General features: G+C 34.5%; 11 protein-coding genes and 1 rRNA gene. 7 read left to right on the top strand and 5 right to left on the bottom strand.

Annotated features, from left to right (window positions below; all coding sequences use genetic code 11):
• Positions 1-7: 7 nt before the first annotated feature.
• Together Q8L85_03390 and Q8L85_03385 are read left to right on the top strand one after the other, a co-directional pair.
• Positions 8-1279 carry a hypothetical protein gene (locus Q8L85_03390; GenBank protein MDP1723725.1) on the top strand — a complete coding sequence of 424 codons (1272 nt, stop codon included), beginning with the start codon at positions 8-10 and terminating at the stop codon, positions 1277-1279.
• 129 nt (positions 1280-1408) lie between these two features.
• Positions 1409-2317, top strand: coding sequence for a hypothetical protein (locus tag Q8L85_03385; protein ID MDP1723724.1), 909 nt, complete (start codon positions 1409-1411; stop codon positions 2315-2317).
• Positions 2318-2526: 209 nt separating this feature from the next.
• Here Q8L85_03385 and Q8L85_03380 read toward each other — a convergent pair whose 3' ends face one another.
• Positions 2527-4767: a phytase gene (locus tag Q8L85_03380; protein MDP1723723.1), complete on the bottom strand. Its 2241-nt coding sequence runs from the start codon at positions 4765-4767 to the stop codon at positions 2527-2529.
• Positions 4768-5006: 239 nt separating this feature from the next.
• Here Q8L85_03380 and Q8L85_03375 point away from each other — a divergent pair, with 239 nt between their 5' ends.
• Positions 5007-6731 (top strand): hypothetical protein, encoded by a 1725-nt coding sequence (locus Q8L85_03375; protein MDP1723722.1) that lies wholly within the window; start codon positions 5007-5009, stop codon positions 6729-6731.
• A 286-nt stretch (positions 6732-7017) separates the two neighbouring features.
• On the opposite strand, the gene Q8L85_03370 is transcribed toward Q8L85_03375, so the two are convergent.
• Complete coding sequence (locus tag Q8L85_03370) at positions 7018-7482, bottom strand: hypothetical protein (GenBank protein MDP1723721.1); 465 nt, start codon at positions 7480-7482, stop codon at positions 7018-7020.
• A 226-nt stretch (positions 7483-7708) separates the two neighbouring features.
• Between Q8L85_03370 and Q8L85_03365 the strand changes: the two genes are divergently transcribed.
• Positions 7709-8569: a hypothetical protein gene (locus tag Q8L85_03365; protein MDP1723720.1), complete on the top strand. Its 861-nt coding sequence runs from the start codon at positions 7709-7711 to the stop codon at positions 8567-8569.
• 102 nt (positions 8570-8671) lie between these two features.
• Here Q8L85_03365 and sucD read toward each other — a convergent pair whose 3' ends face one another.
• The 3 genes from sucD to mdh are packed head-to-tail and all read right to left on the bottom strand — an operon-like array spanning position 8672 to position 11681.
• On the bottom strand, positions 8672-9541 hold the full coding sequence (gene sucD / locus Q8L85_03360) for a succinate--CoA ligase subunit alpha (protein MDP1723719.1): 870 nt from the start codon (positions 9539-9541) through the stop codon (positions 8672-8674).
• A complete protein-coding gene (sucC, locus tag Q8L85_03355; protein MDP1723718.1) occupies positions 9541-10710 on the bottom strand; it encodes an ADP-forming succinate--CoA ligase subunit beta in 1170 nt (389 codons plus the stop codon). Before sucC ends, sucD begins: the two co-directional genes overlap by 1 nt.
• 11 nt (positions 10711-10721) lie before the next feature.
• Positions 10722-11681, bottom strand: coding sequence for a malate dehydrogenase (gene mdh / locus Q8L85_03350; GenBank protein MDP1723717.1), 960 nt, complete (start codon positions 11679-11681; stop codon positions 10722-10724).
• A 361-nt stretch (positions 11682-12042) separates the two neighbouring features.
• On the opposite strand from mdh, the gene Q8L85_03345 reads away from it, so the two are divergent.
• From Q8L85_03345 to Q8L85_03335, 3 genes are all read left to right on the top strand, one after another.
• Positions 12043-13362: a hypothetical protein gene (locus tag Q8L85_03345; protein ID MDP1723716.1), complete on the top strand. Its 1320-nt coding sequence runs from the start codon at positions 12043-12045 to the stop codon at positions 13360-13362.
• 118 nt (positions 13363-13480) lie between these two features.
• Positions 13481-13921 (top strand): hypothetical protein, encoded by a 441-nt coding sequence (locus tag Q8L85_03340; GenBank protein ID MDP1723715.1) that lies wholly within the window; start codon positions 13481-13483, stop codon positions 13919-13921.
• A 1516-nt stretch (positions 13922-15437) separates the two neighbouring features.
• Positions 15438-16353: ribosomal RNA gene (locus Q8L85_03335) — 16S ribosomal RNA — on the top strand; the annotation flags it as partial.

Below are 16353 nucleotides of genomic sequence, written 5' to 3'. Positions count from 1 at the left end.
GTTTTTTATGTTTAAAATAAAGATGTATTTTTTATTATGCTATTTTTTTATGCCTTTAAATGTATTTTGTTCGACTTTTGAAGAGCAAAAGAATTTTATTGATGCACAGCTTGAAACTAATATTCACGATCAAATTGAACAAATATATAATTACACAATCGAATGTGTTGATAAAAAGGGAGGCATATACGCAGAAGCTCAAGAAGTTATAAAGACTAAAGATGCAACTAAAATAGATTATTCGCGCCGTTTTCTAATTATTTTAGGAGGGCTTTACGCGCTTGAAAAATTGAGTCAAATCGAAAACCCAACACATGAAACGATTTATAATATGGGTGAGGTGTCCGCAGCTTTACTTTCGTCAGAATTATTTTCTAAAAAATTCAAATACGATTTAAATCCTACCCATGAAGTATATAAAGCTTCCTTAAGACAGATTGAAGATTTATTAGAATATAGTTTGCTGTTAGAGTGCGACTACAATTTTTTGGAATCAGACGATGATTTGGAATGGATTGCAGAAAAAAAGAAAAAGGCTGAGAGTAGATTATATGTTAAATGTAAAGCGGCATTAACGTGTAGATATTTTAGACCTATGATGATGATGGGTAAGAATTCAATTTTTCAGCTTGAAACCTATTTATATGCCTTAAGTAAGGGTTGCGTTCTTTATGGATTGTCAGATGAAGAAAATAGTGCACATGGTGGTTTATTTAAGGCGCCTATTGAGCTTTTTATTCATGATCAGTCACATTATGCAGGGCTTTTAGCGGATCGTGCAAAATGCACTGAAGAGGTTTATAAAAAATCAGCTGTTTGCATTATCAACATAGCGTCAATTTTTTATCAGTTTATAAGTATTGATAAAATATTTGGTTCTTCAGGAAGAGATTACAATAGAGCGTTATTGGCTGCATTTTATTTACTTCACGAAAATATAATTGAATCTATACCGGCGCGTTTGCTAAAGGCAGCATCATTAAATTATCTGATTATGGGTTTAGAAATTAAAATGATTCAAACGCTTGAAGCATTTTTAAATATTTCTATGATGGCGTTTGATCCTTCATTAGATGTGGATGAATCATCTTCAGATTTTGATGTTAAATTAGCCAGTGATTTTCCTTCTGAGCTTGTGCGTGTCTTTCCTGAATTGGAACAAGAAATATATGGAAAAGAAGATCGAGATAGAAGTCTTTTTTATGATGCAAAAAGAACATTAAGACATCATTCATCTAATATCGCGTGGTTTGTTAAATTTATTAGGTATAGATTGTAAAATTTGGTTAATTTTTTCTAATTAAAACAATTTAATAGTTAGTTGTTACTTTTGTTTGTAAAATTAATGTTTACTTTCTTTTAAAATTATGTAAAATTGTTTATATTTAAAATTTTAAAGAGGTTTATTATGAGAGTGTTAATTTTATTAACAGGTTTGTTTTTTTCTATGCAAAATAATTGCGTAGGTGTTTTATATGATTCAAATTCAATTGACAAAAATTATGAATTGAAAACAACACCAAATTATGTTGTGTTTGGAAAAGAATATGAGAATTCTGCTATAAAAAATGTAGCAAATGATGATTTGTTAGAATTATTAAAAGAAAAAATACACCATAGATCAAGTGCGTTAGGAAAATATCCAAATACTTGTAAAGGCAATATAACTTTTTTTTATGATGTGGGTGGTAAAAAATATCACCAGAAATTTGAAGTTAAAAATAATTTTGTTAGTGGTGGTCATTTCTTCACAAAGAAAGATTTAGGATTTAAGCAGGAAAATCGTTTTTTAACGGCTTATGATTTAGTAGAAGCTTACTTAGGTCCTGATGAATCTGAAGGAATTAGCGATATTCCTGGAAAAGAGAGGGGGTTAGTACTTGGTCATTGCCTTGAAGATCTTATAAGGGAAGAAATATCAGGTGGTGCATGGAGAGATAATTGTTCTCATTCGGAAGCTTTGTTTTTTCTACAATTTAAACAAAACCTTAAGGTTTTTTTTAAAGCTTTAAAACATAAAATTACGATCACTGGATGTGTTATTAATATATCAAGTAATTATGATCCTTGTTTTGGATGTTTAAAATTAAGCCAAGGCTTTCAATGGAATTTGAAACATTTTATAGAAGAATTAAACAATCCGAATCTTGAAATAGCTGATGATTTTGGAACTTTGTGTTTGATTTATGGTCAAAAAGAGAGTGCTCATCCGATAGATTACGAAAACTATGAATATTCTAGAAAAGTAAGAACAAAAAATGAACCTGCAATTCTTGAGCCAGGACAACATAAATTTGTTCAAGTGATGTTACGTTAGTTTTTATATAGTGTTTTTTGTTAATTGGGAATCACTTATTGCTCATGTATAGTCGATAGACATTAAGGAGGATATCGTGTCATGCATTACTCATGTATATAGCGATGCACTGCGTTCGTTGTTCTTTGTCTACTTCTCAAGTTTATTGACTATATTTTCTTCTAATTCAGCAAAGGCAATCCTAGGATTGCCTTTATTTCCAAAAGTTATTATTTCACTTGGTAGCTAACGTAATTTTGACGTTCTTTAGGCAATAGACTTCTTGGGTTCCACTTATTGTCGATGGTTAATTTTGTGGGACCTGTTTCAGCAATCGAACGCCAAGAAACAAACTTGAAGTTTGAATTACCTGTTTTGTTGGAAATGCTATCATGAGCAATAAAGGCACCATCGGGGAAAAGTGGCCCAAGATTTGCGCTTGTGACATCAATGCCGTCCGTTAATTCTGTGCCATCTATTTTGCCATTAGAAACGATTTTAAAGGTTTTAACGTAATCATTGTTTTCGCCTCTATTATAGACAACATATTCTGAACTACCTTGGCTAGAGGCTAATAAATAGCCTTTGCCGTCTTGTGTATAGTAAATTGATAGACCTTCAAGATCGGGCTGTGAAATATAATCGCCACCAACTTTATCAATAAGACGTGTACCTTTGGTTAAAGGATCAAGTGACATTTTCCAAATACCAACTTTTTCTTCGCCTATGTAAAAGTGACCGTATTCATCGTCAACAGTACAACCTTCAACTTGAGTGTTAAATTTTGCTTTGCGGACAAGTTTTGCATCAATTTTATGATCTGCAGTTGCGAACAACTCATATTGCTCGACATGACCTTCGCGCGAATTTACAAAAGCATAATATTTATCACTCGCTTTATCATAACCCAGACAATAACCATAGACTTCAATGCCTGTTTTAATCGGACGTGCAGCAACATTAATGAGGTTGTTGTTTTTCTGATCAACAGCGTAGATAGAAAGCGTGTTATCCATTTGATTGCTAGATGAAACGATATCAACAATGCGATCGCCAAGATTGAAACCATAACGAATATCAACGTTGTTTTGAGATCCAATTTCTAAGAATTTAAGATTTTTGCCTCTTAAATCATAAATATTGAGACCACCTGTTTCTTCGCGGCCAATCTTTTTATCAAAACTATGACGTAATTTATTACTTCCCACAATAAAGCTTTTGGCGGGTTCCGTTGGATGTATCCAAAAAGCAATATCATCCACATGGTCTTTGGGGCGACCTACATCAACAGAAAAATCTGTTTCTGTATTAGGGCAAACAAGATTAGGCAGATTTGTTTCGTAGATTTGTCCTTTTTCGTCAGAACTTAAAAGAATCATAGGGGCATTTTGATTAAAGGCTTGTTTGGCACGTGCGACTTCAAAGGGTGTTTGCGTACGTGATAATGATACACCATTACGTGCGGGTTCAGGAATGAGGGGGCTTGCACCAACATATTGCGGTGCCAAATTTTGGGATGTGGATTGTCCGAAAAATAAGTAAGAGGGGTCAGACACAAGATATAAAGAAGGATTACGTGTTACGTCGCCTTCTTTGGGTAAATTTGCGTAAGGTTCACTTACCCATTTGCCATTTGTAAGTCTTTTAGCATAGGCGAATGCTTTTGTTCTATTTTTTTCATAGTTTTTACCAGTTTCAACTATTTTTTTGGTGCCAACATACACAATGCCTTCATTGTTAGAAACAAGGTGTAGGCAATTGCAATGTTGGTCATTCTCGCCTACTGGAACAGATTCGGCTTTGTTCCAAATATTGATGGGTTTGTTTTGAGCATGTTGTCGAAAAAAAACACCATTTTCAGATGAATATAATATGCCAATGTTTTCTTTATGTTTTGAAATGCCATTAAGGAACAATGCTTTTTCATTTGGGGCACTTACTTGGAAAGGATCGGACCAATTTTTACCTGCGGATTTTGTCTGCGTGAATATTTTTCCATCAGATAAGTAAGCAATCCAGATATTTCCTGCCACGTCAGTTTCAATCAATGAGGTATTGCTAGATGCTGCAAGTGCGATTTTTTCCTTTTGGGAAACAGCATATTGATTGTTGTTTTTGCTATAGGTCAATTGAAGATAGGTTAATTCTTGGTTGTTTGGAAAAATGGCTTCAATGGTTTGAGGTGTTGTCGCAATATCGGCAATCCCTTTAAGGTCTGCAAGTTCATTATTCATATTGCTTGCTTGTTGCCAACCATTATTTGTACGTTCCCAAAGGGTTTGACCGTCTTTATGAGGGAAAATACCCCACCATTTGTCCTCAGCAAAAAAAAGTTGTGATTGAGGTGTCGATCGTGCAGGGAAGGGTGATTCTACCTGAAAAACTGGTTTTGAATAAGCATTAACATCTTGATAAAAAACAAAAGATATAATTAAAAAAGCAAAAGATCTTAAAAAATGATGCTTTATCATAGATGTTCCTCCCTATTTTATTTTTTGTTTATTGTATAGAAAAAACAAAAAGTGAAAAGATAGGGATGTTGTCTTAAAATTTACGGACTCAATCAATTTTTTCAATGGCATGTTTTTTTTGTTGTGTGTAAGAAATTAAGTGTTTTTTACTTATATATTTTTAATAAAAAATCGTGTATAAGATTTTATTGTAAAAAATTAAATAGGAAATCATGATGAAAAAAATAGGAATTTATTGTATGAGAAAAAATAGTAAAATATTTTGCTTATTATTTTTATTGATTACACTACCAAAATTTGTTTTTGCTGTATCATTGTTTGATGATTGTGCTTTTATAGAGTATAAAGATATTCTTGATATTCAAAAAAATGGAAACTTATTAAAGCATACAACTAGTTATACTGAAAAAACATCTTATTATTTGTTAATAATACCTGATGTTATTCAACAATGCTTGCATGAAAAAATTTATATTGAGAAGGGTAAAAAAAATGATAGAGGATATGTTTTTGTTGTAAAAAGAACATATTCGGGGTCTGAGATTGGCACTTTTGAACTTGTAAAATTAAAGAATACGTATTTTGAATTTTTTGATTTTGAGACGATTAAAGTAATATTGGGTGAATTGTTACAAAAATCAGAAAAAGAATTGATTGAGTTATGTATCCAACATAGTGAAAAAAATGGAAGAACGGGTAAGAATTTACCACTACAATATTATTTAGCTTTAGATATTCTTTCAGAAGATTACAAAAGTGATGATGCTACAGAAAAATTAAAACAGTTTCAGATTGAAGCAAGTGCACATCAAGAATATGTGCTTGGTGGATCTTTTGAAATGAATAAAGGCATTAGATTGCTTTTGAAAAAATATAAGATGCCTGAAAAAAAACCAATCAAAGTAAAATATTTTGGCATGGAAGCTCCCAAAAATGAATTTGTATTAATGAAAGAAAAAATTGATCAATTTTATGATAATTCTTTAAATAATGGGGCTGTTTTACCTTATGCATATTATAAATTGCTTAAAGATGTAAAAAAAGAATGCTATCAATGGGAAAGAATGCTTAAAGAAGCGGCAGATCTTGCTATTAAAACGCCTGATTTTACGATGGGTGGTTCTTTAGAGGCCAATAAAAAAATTCGCGACCTTTTATGGGAAGTGATTTCAAGAAAATTAGATGTCTATCATTTGCTTGATGAAATGGAAGAGGATGAAGATGCTTGTGAAGAAATGAATACAATTATAGATCTTTTGAATCATCCTTTTTATAAAAAATATGCAATGAAATTACTCTCACAAAATGCCAATCAAATGTTTGAAAGTTGGGTGGGTAATCCTTTTGTTGATAATGAAAATGGTTCGTTTTATAATTTTTCTAAATTTTCTAAATTAGTACTTCTTTTGTTACCTTACCTTGATAAGCCAGAACAGTCGCCTGTTTCAGCAGAAGATTATTGCTTGCTTGTTTATCATGCGATTGTGACGCAAAATAACGCGCAAATTGAAAATCTTAGAAAATTAGCAGAGGATACATTTGCAAAATTGGAAAATATTGGGGCTGAGCATTTTGATATTGAAAACCTTGATCATCACAAATGTTTAAATATCTTGGTCGAACTTTCACCTATTGTCCCAGAACATAAATTTACGTTGCTTTTTTATAGTCTTTTTTATGCGCATGATGATAAATATAGATCTGTTTATAATTTCTTCATGCATATCTTTAATTATGTGAAGAAAAAACCAGATGTAATTTTGGGTCAAAATGCTGACGAGAATACAGCAATTCGTACAATCGTAAACGAAGTAATGCGTGAGTATGATGGTGATCACTATAGCGATGATGAGGTTCATGTGGATTCAAATGATTCGGACGAAGATAAATCTGATGAAGATGATGTTGGTGACGTGAATTCAAATATTTCAGATGCTGAAAAATCTGATGAAGAAAAAGATTAAGGATTGATTATCAATGCCTATGTGCCACACATAAGTCGGCACATATCATTCCCGTGAATATAAACGCCACCTCTTCCTACGTCCCGCGACTTGTTCGCGGGATCTAGGCGATCTTTTCAAAAGTCAATATTGTATAAATTGGACAATGATTATCTTCTTTATTTACTTTCTGGATCCCGCGAACAAGTCGCGGGACGTAGGAGGTGGGTGAATAATTGTTATTATTATCAATATTTTAATTTACTTGTGGGTAATGATATGAAGTCGGCACGCAGCTGATCCGCCTTCATTCATCCGATACCAGTGTTTTGGATTGATATTTATTCCACATTTCATCAATTTTAGTCATGAAGCCGTCTTCATTAAAGCTTAAAATAGCCATGGTTGCATGTGGTTCTAATTTATCAGTGTACCATTTGAAATAAATAACACATTTATTTTCCATGGCGGTCGGTAAGATGTTAAGGGGTTCAATTGTCCAACACCCAAGAAAATCAAATGCTTTTTGAAGTTGTGCAACATGTCCATCAAATGTATTTAACAGCAATGTGCCGTTTTCAATTTTTTCACAATCTGGGTGGAAAATCCCAGGCATTTTTGAAGCGAATTCCTCGCCTTTGCCGATGGAGCTCATGAACTGGATGTAATTTTCACCAAGCTCTTTTAATTTGTCTGCATTAAGTGCCCATGAGGCATTTGAAATTGTGATGCAGATTACGAGCATAGAAAGTGTTTTGAGTAATCTTTTCAAGATGTTTTTCCTTAGAAAATTGTGTTTGGTTGTTTTGAAAATGAGTATCAAATTTTATATGAGTCGTCAAATAAAAGAATGCGTAAATTTTTTTATCTCTATGAATTTTAAAACAATTTTACAACAAAAAAATATAGATGTTTGCCTGTGTGTTTCAATTTATTGATGTATTGCATAAAAATTTTTAACATATTTTAAATCAAAAAAATAATCGAGAGAGGATGCTATGTTTCACAAAATTTTTATAAATGCTTCACTTTTAAGCATTTTGCTGTTCGGATCTGTTTATGCTGTTCAGACTGTTGGGGAAGATGTTCAGGACTTATCTGAAAGTCAGATTGTGGCTAATAACGAGATAAATGACAATATTATTGACCAAGAGGACAATGGTGATAATTCGCTGATTGTAGTTGCATCTGATGAAATTGATGAAAATGAGAATATCAGTTTGAATATCGAGGAAAGCGAAGAAGTTCGTTATGTGGAAGAAGGGCCTTTTGTTCATTTTTCAAAAAAATCGGATCAAGAATTTTTCAAAGGATTTAAGATACGTGAATTTAGTACAAGTGAAAATGGTGGTATAAAAGAAATAGATAATATTATTTATCTGTATGCTTTTGATTTGGAAGATCAACCTAGTTATGGGGCAGCTGCAGCATGTGAATCCATGGATAATGTAAAGTTGAAATTTACAGGTCTAAAAACACCTCTAGGTGATAAGTGCTTTAGAGCTACATATCATATATTTACGAATGACAATAAATTTGATGAAGATGTGTATTTATTTGTTTCAACAAAATCGCCCGTTATAAGAACTGTTTTAAAAGATTGTGTTTTTTCTTTTGCAGAATTGTCTGAAAATAATGAATTTTTCTGGCGATCTGCGAGTCATAATAAAGTTTTTAAATGTTCTGTTGATGGTTCGTATCAAAGTCTTTTTAAGATGATATCGAAGCTTACTAATGAAAATTATGAGTTAAAGATACCCAATTATACTTATCCAAATCAGAGCTTTTATGAGGGTAAGTTATATTCAAATGGGGAGCTCAAGAGACCATTTACAATTCGTATTAAATCTATAAATTGATCATTAAAAGCCTCCTTTTGGGGAGGCTTTTTTTATTAGATTTAAAACGTTTGGAAATAGCACCCCCGCGAAAGCGAGGGCTTAGGTTATTAAAGTATTATCTTAGAAACATTTTGCAATCGTTTCACCAATTAATGCGGGTGAGTTGACTACTTTTACGCCAGCAGCGCGTAATGCCTCGATCTTACTTTCAGCTGTTCCTTTGCCTCCAGAAATGATAGCACCTGCGTGGCCCATACGGCGACCTGCAGGGGCTGAAATCCCAGCAATAAAGGACACTATTGGTTTTTTTGTTTTGGATTGCTTGATGAAATCTGCTGCTTGCTCTTCAGCATCGCCACCAATTTCACCAATCATGACAATGCCATGTGTTTCTGGATCTTTGATGAAAAGGTCGAGAATATCAACAAAGTTAGATCCAGGAATAGGATCGCCCCCAATGCCGACACATGTCGATTGGCCGAGCCCTACATCTGTTACTTGTTGCACCGCTTCATAAGTCAGCGTCCCTGAACGGGACACAATACCGATTTTGCCAGCTCTGTGAATATGACCAGGCATGATGCCAATTTTACATTGATCAGGTGTAATAACGCCTGGACAATTGGGTCCTATTAAAATGGAACCGGTATTTTGAATCGCGCGTTTAACCCGAACCATATCAATGGTCGGAATGCCTTCTGTGATGCAAATGATAAGGGCGATACCCGCGTCAATTGCTTCCAAAATAGCATCGGCTGCGAATGGTGGTGGTACATAGATAACGGTTGCATTGGCGCCTGTTGTGATGGTTGCTTCTTCAACAGTATTGAAAACGGGCAGGTTTAAATGAGTCGTGCCGCCTTTACCAGGTGTCACGCCGCCAACCATTTTCGTACCATAGGCGATGGCTTGTTCGGAATGAAATGTACCTTGCGCGCCAGTGAAGCCCTGGCAGATAACTTTAGTGTTTTGGTTAATAAGAATAGCCATTATGCAGCCTCCTTCACGGCGGTTACAATTTGTTGGGCAGCGTCGGCTAATGTTTCAGCTGATAAAATTGGAAGGCCTGATTGTTGTAATATTTTGCGTCCCATATCCACATTCGTGCCTTGAAGGCGCACAACGAGTGGTACATGAAGGCTGATTTCGCGCGCTGCAGCTACAATGCCTTCGGCAATGACGTCACAACGCATGATGCCACCAAAAATATTGACAAGAATGGCTTCAACATTGGGGTCAGACAAAATAAGTTTAAAAGCTGTTGTGACGCGTTCTTTCGTCGCACTTCCGCCAACATCCAAGAAATTCGCAGGCGCACCATTGTTAAGCTTGATCATATCCATTGTTGCCATGGCAAGCCCTGCGCCATTGACCATACAGCCAATATTGCCATCGAGTTTGATATAGTTAAGATTTGAATTGCTGGCTTCGATCTCCATGGGATCTTCTTCATCAAGATCACGCATATCGAGTACTTCTTTTTGACGATACAGCGCATTTTCATCAAAATTCATTTTAGCATCAAGGGCGATAAGATCGCCTTTTTCCGTTAAAACGAGCGGATTGATCTCAATCAAGCTTGCATCTAATTCGTTAAAGGCTTGGTAAAGGCCATGAATTATTTTCACGAATTGGTTTACTTGACTGGATGTTAAGCCTAATTTGAACCCGACTTTACGTGCATAATAAGGTTGAAATCCTTGAATAGGATCAAAAGCTTGTCGAATAATTTTTTCAGGATGTTTACTTGCTACTTCTTCAATCTCAACGCCACCTTCAGAAGAGGCTATAAGCGTCACATGGCTTGAATTGCGGTCAATAAGCATGCTGAGGTAATATTGTTTTTGGTAAGGCGAACCTTCTTCGATGTAAACGCGTCTGACTTCTTTGCCTTTGGGGCCAGTTTGAGGCGTAACTAGTTTCATTCCAATCATTTGTTTGGTGAAAGCTTGAACATCGTCAATTGTTTTGGCAAGTTTAATGCCGCCACCTTTGCCACGCCCACCTGCATGGATTTGGGCTTTAACAACCCATAAATTGCCACTTATTTCTTGGGCTGCTTTATGTGCTTCTTGAGGTGTGTAAGCGATTTGACCCTTTAAAATGGGGACGCCATAGCGGGCAAGAAGCCTTTTAGCTTGATACTCATGTATATTCATGAACGTTTTTCCTATGCAACATTTTTTAGTTTTTGAAGTGTCGAAATCAACTGACGAACAGCGTCAACAGATTGATTAAATTGTGTTTTTTCTTGGTCGTTAAGCTGTATTTCAATAATACGTTCAACGCCTTTTGAGCCAATAACAGCAGGTACACCGACGTAAAGATCTTTAACACCAAATTCACCGTTTAGATAGGCTGCGCATGGTAAAATACGTTTTTTATCTTTAAGGAATGATTCTGCCATTTGAATCGCCGCAGATGCTGGGGCATAAAAAGCGGAACCTGTTTTAAGAAGCCCTACAATTTCAGCGCCGCCATCACGCGTGCGTTGAATAATTTGGTCTAATTTTTGTTGGCTCAGCCATCCCATTTTAACAACATCCGTTAATGGAATGCCAGAAACCGTTGAATAGCGGGTAAGGGGAAGCATTGTGTCGCCATGGCCACCTAAGACAAAAGCGGAGACATCCTCAACAGCGATATGAAGTTCTTCAGCGATGAAATAACGGAAACGTGCAGAATCTAAAACGCCAGCCATGCCAACGACCATATGGGGGGGGAGGCCGCTTTCTTGTTGCATGACAAGAACCATAGCATCCAGTGGATTGGTAACAACAATCACAAAAGCTTTTGGGCAATGTGCTTTGATGTTATGCGCGACATCACCGATGATTTGAGCGTTTGTTTTCAAAAGATCATCGCGTGACATGCCGGGCTTGCGGGCAAGGCCTGCAGTGACGATGACGACATCCGAATTTTTAAGATCAGCGTAATCATTAGATCCTTTAAAGGTTGCATCAAAATTTTCAATAGGCATGGATTCTGCGAGATCAAGTGCTTTGCCTTGAGGTACGCCATCGACGACATCAATGAGTGTGATGTCACCTAATTGTTTGAGTCCGATAAGAAAAGCAAGTGTGCCGCCGATATTACCAGCGCCGACGAGGGAGATTTTTTTACGTGTCATGAAAGTGGCCCTTTCTCGTTTATTTTGGATAAGTTTATTTTTGGTTTTGTTTTAGAGCTCTAAAAAGATATCGCTTCTATTTTCTGACTAAATGAGATAAGGGGCAAGCATTAATTTGTATGGTAATGAATTTTTAAAGAGCGGTGCATTTTTGGGTGACGTAATTTTGTTAGCTGTTTTATTACTTTTCGTTTTCAAGAGCTTAATGTGAAGAATTTTTTGTATGTATTGTTTGTAAAATTAATTACAGAAGAATTCATGTAAACTTAAATATAAATATTAAATTTTTATTGTAAATATGATCTATATGTGCTAAATTGAATAATATTAAAATATTTTATTACAATTTGTGGAGTTTATTATGAGAATGTTAAGAAATTTATTGTGCACAGGTTTGTTTTTGCTTGCTGCGAATCATTTAAATGCAGTTGGTGGTGAAGGTGAGACTTCTATTGTTAGTTCTTCTTCTGGAATACAAACTGAATCCAAGGCACAGACCGACATAAGTCAAGAAGTAGCTATAATTAAAAAAATCGAAATTTTGGATTCTAGAAGTCCTTTTTTTGATTCGATCATTATTTCACCAGTTGATGCAGCTTTGCCAGCTATAAGTGGTCTTCTGGATGGCTTTTCCGTTAATTTTTTTCTCGATCAATATCAAGCAAAGCCAGGAAATAAACTAATATTTGGTTGTGTTGAACCATTAGAGATGGATCAAGAAAAATTAAGTTCTTTTTCTGATGACAAAAAAGCAAGGTTGATTTTGTCTAAAGATCTTTTAAAAGGATTTTTTCCTGATGAAAAAAAAATATATACTTTTAATGAAGTAAAAACTGTTATTAATCAATCAATAGATAAATGTTCTTTAGAAGAAATATTAATCCTAGCGCGTTCTTTTAGGCATATAAAGAGAGGTATTGAAAAATATCCTAATCAATTGGGTGATTACATTGCTGAATATACTTTAATTAAAGCAATAAAAAAACATGAAGCAGATAATATAATGAATGAAGAAAAACGAAAATGGTTTTCTGATGCTTTATATGAATTGTCTCAAACATATTCTCATTTAATTGATTATGAGAAAATTGTATTTGATGAGTATAATTCTGGTCCTTTGACAATTAATTCAACATACATTGACAGTCAAAAAGGTAGATTGAGAGCAATACCTGATTTTCAATTAAACGGTACATATGTTCAATTTGAAAATGTTGTGTTTCATAAATTGAATTTGTTAAAATGTTCATTAATCTATAATAACAAAAATTTAAATGCTGTTAATAGATTGTTGGAATATATGTATCATGATATTGAAAATACGATGGTACATTATGTTTCGTTTGATAATGCATTTTACAATTCATTGATTAATGATTTTAGATGTCTTGATTTAGATGTAATGCAATATTTATATACATCGTGTCTTACGATTTTGGGTGATAAAGATGTTGTAAGGGTGCCTTACAAAACTATTATTGTTGTAAATAAGCTTTCGGATAATTATAGAAAGCTAAAATTACAAGAAATAGAAGATCTTAAAGCACTGCGGAAAGCAGCAGAGAGTAAAAAACTTGATGTGCCTGTTAGGAATAAGCGAAGTCATGATGTTTCTACTGCAAGCGATCAAAATATAACAATTGATAATTCGTTCAAACGAGGTAAATATACTGACGAATAATTTATAACTTTGAATGCACAGCAAGGGAAACTGTTTTTTACGTAAATCAATTTCTCTTGCTATTTTTATTATTAAAAGCTATATCATTGTATGATTAAATACAAAGATGGATAGTTTGATGAAAATTAATGTTAATATGGGTAGTAGTAAGTTGAAATTAATTTTAATTTTAATCATAATAAATTTGGTTGGCAATTGTTATGCCGTTATTGATTATCCTGATACAAAATCTTTATTAGTTGGTTTTTGTAAAAATGCTTACAATAGGGAGTTGATTTCTCCTACAATGGAATTTCAACGAAAAAAGGTCAATGCAGCATTTGAGATTTCAGCCCAGCATGATAATGTTTTAGTAAATGAAGATTATTATTTGTATAAAACGAACGCATTTAATATTTATGTCCCTAGTGTTTTGTATAGTGAGTTTTGGAAAATCATCACGAATAAATCAGTATTAGATGATGACTTTATAGAAAAAAATACAAAAAATGATAAATATTCTTATGTAATGTATTTAACAAATATTGACAAAGTAATATTTATTGAAAAAAATTATTGAATTATTTGTTTATTAACATAAGATATTTTTTTAATTGTTAGAAGTATTATACGTTTTTTTATGGCGTATTGTAATTAGGCATAATATTTCGTTGGATATAAAAGAATACTTTCCAAAGATATTTAAAATCGTTTAATTTCAAACATATATATCTCTGTTTAATGCTTATGTATAAATGAGCATTATATGTCAGTTCTTTCTTGCGTAAGTTAATGCGCTTTTTCTAAATTTCAGTTTTTTGACGGATCGATTAGAGGTTTGCGTATAGTTCACTTGTTTGCATAAGAAGCAAGGTTGATGAGACCTGCTACGTATATCTATATATGAGCATGAACTCTAGAATTAAAATAACTTATTTAAAGCTATCGACACTAAAGAAAAACAAAGGGATTTCACCGTCATGAATCATCGCTCATTTTTAGGGCGGTATGATGATCAAGTCTGACAATCAACCAATCAACACATATAAGAGCATCACTATTTTTGGATTGTTATGCAGCAACGATGGAAACTCAAGCTTTTATATAAAGTTAAATTGCCAATTTTCCAATAAACATATCGAATCTAGAAAATTGATGCGTTCAATAATTTGAAGTAGGAAGAGGATATGGACGATATTAGGCTTCTTTCGAAAGTGGCTGGTGTGAGGCGAGTGATAGAAGGTTCGGCACGGAAGGGCGTTCTGTATTCTTCATATATGAGGACTTGAGTACTGAAACGACGCATCAATTGGCCAGAGTAGTAGAGTTTCGAAAGAAGTCTATTGATCATACTGGAAGTGATGAGGGCCTTAGAGCATCTATGAAATAAGAGGCTTTAGAAAATATAGAAAAAACATAAGAAAGCATTAGATATTCATAATCTAGATAGAAATTAACCATTATTAAAATGAAAATTTAGTGCGATAAATCACTTCATTATTTAATACTTGATTGCATTTCGAATCTGTGGGTATAATGAATACTGGAAGTAGAGTTTTTTATGGTTCAAGCAGCGTTTCTTTCGTTTCCTTTCCAAAATTTTAAATTAAAAAATGGCGGAAATCCTAGGAAAAATGAAATAAAACAACTTTTTTTAAAAATAATTAAAAAAAGGGCTTGCACGAAGTTCGAAACTCTATTATAAACATCTTTACCGCAACGAAGCAGACCGAAACGGTTCGCAGAAAAAAGCGGGAGACCTGACAAAAATCGGGCACTGATCATAGACAAGTAGAAATAAAAAGAGAGATGTCCTGGTGAAGGGGTGAGTTAAATAAGAAAACTTGCTCATGAACTTGGATAGATCGAAAGATGTAAAACAAGTAATTCATGGTAAAAAATTTACAATGATGCGCGGTTAAACATTAACGGAAGTTCGATATGACGTAAGTCATGTTGGATGGAAGTCGAAGATAGATTGTTACGCAAGTGATGGTTGATTTTTGGTTTAAACGAAGTTGTTGTAAACATGCAATATATGAGCAAGTGTTTGGGAAATGTTAATCTTTTGAAGAGTTTAATATTAGCCCAGGATTAAATTTGAGAGTTTGATCCTGGCTCAGAACGAACGCTGGCGGCACGCTTAACACATGCAAGTCGAACGGATTTTAAGCTTCGGTTTAAAGTTAGTGGCGAACGGGTGAGTAACACGTGGGAACCTACCCTGCAGTAGGGGATAACTTTGGGAAACTAAAGCTAATACCTTATGCGCCCTTAGGGGGAAAGGATCGTAATTTGCAATTTACAGTTTTCAGTTTTCAATGTTTTGAGTTTAATAGAACGGTCGGCTAATCGTTATGTTAAATTAAAAAGGTTGAAGATTGTAAACTGTAAATTGTAGGTGAGATTCGCTGTAGGATGGGCCCGCGCAAGATTAGGTAGTTGGTGAGGTAATGGCTCACCAAGCCTACGATCTTTAGCTGGTCTGAGAGGATGGTCAGCCACACTGGGACTGAGACACGGCCCAGACTCCTACGGGAGGCAGCAGTGGGGAATATTGGACAATGGGGGCAACCCTGATCCAGCGATGCCGCGTGAGTGAAGAAGGCCTTCGGGTTGTAAAGCTCTTTTGGCAGGGAAGATAATGACGGTACCTGCAGAATAAGCCCCGGCAAACTTCGTGCCAGCAGCCGCGGTAATACGAAGGGGGCAAGTGTTATTCTGTTATACTGGGCGTAAAGGGTTCGTAGACGACTTATTTAGACTTATATTAAAAGCTTAAAGCATAACTTTAAAACCTTATAAGTACTAATAGGTTGGAGTTAATCAGTGATACATGGTACTTTAAATGAAGGGTTAAAATCTGTTGATATTAAAAGGAACGCCAATTTGTGAAAACTATTATTTTTGTCAGAACTGACGTTGAGGGACGAAAGCATGGGGAGCAAACTGGATTAGATACCCAGGTAGTCCATGCTATCAAAGATGAGTATTAAATTTTTATTTTTATTA

The organism is Alphaproteobacteria bacterium, assembly GCA_030680745.1.
In the GTDB taxonomy this organism is placed as follows: Bacteria; Pseudomonadota; Alphaproteobacteria; order JAUXUR01; family JAUXUR01; genus JAUXUR01.
Note: the sequence above shows the minus strand (reverse complement) of the source record. Positions and strands in the feature narration are given on the sequence as shown.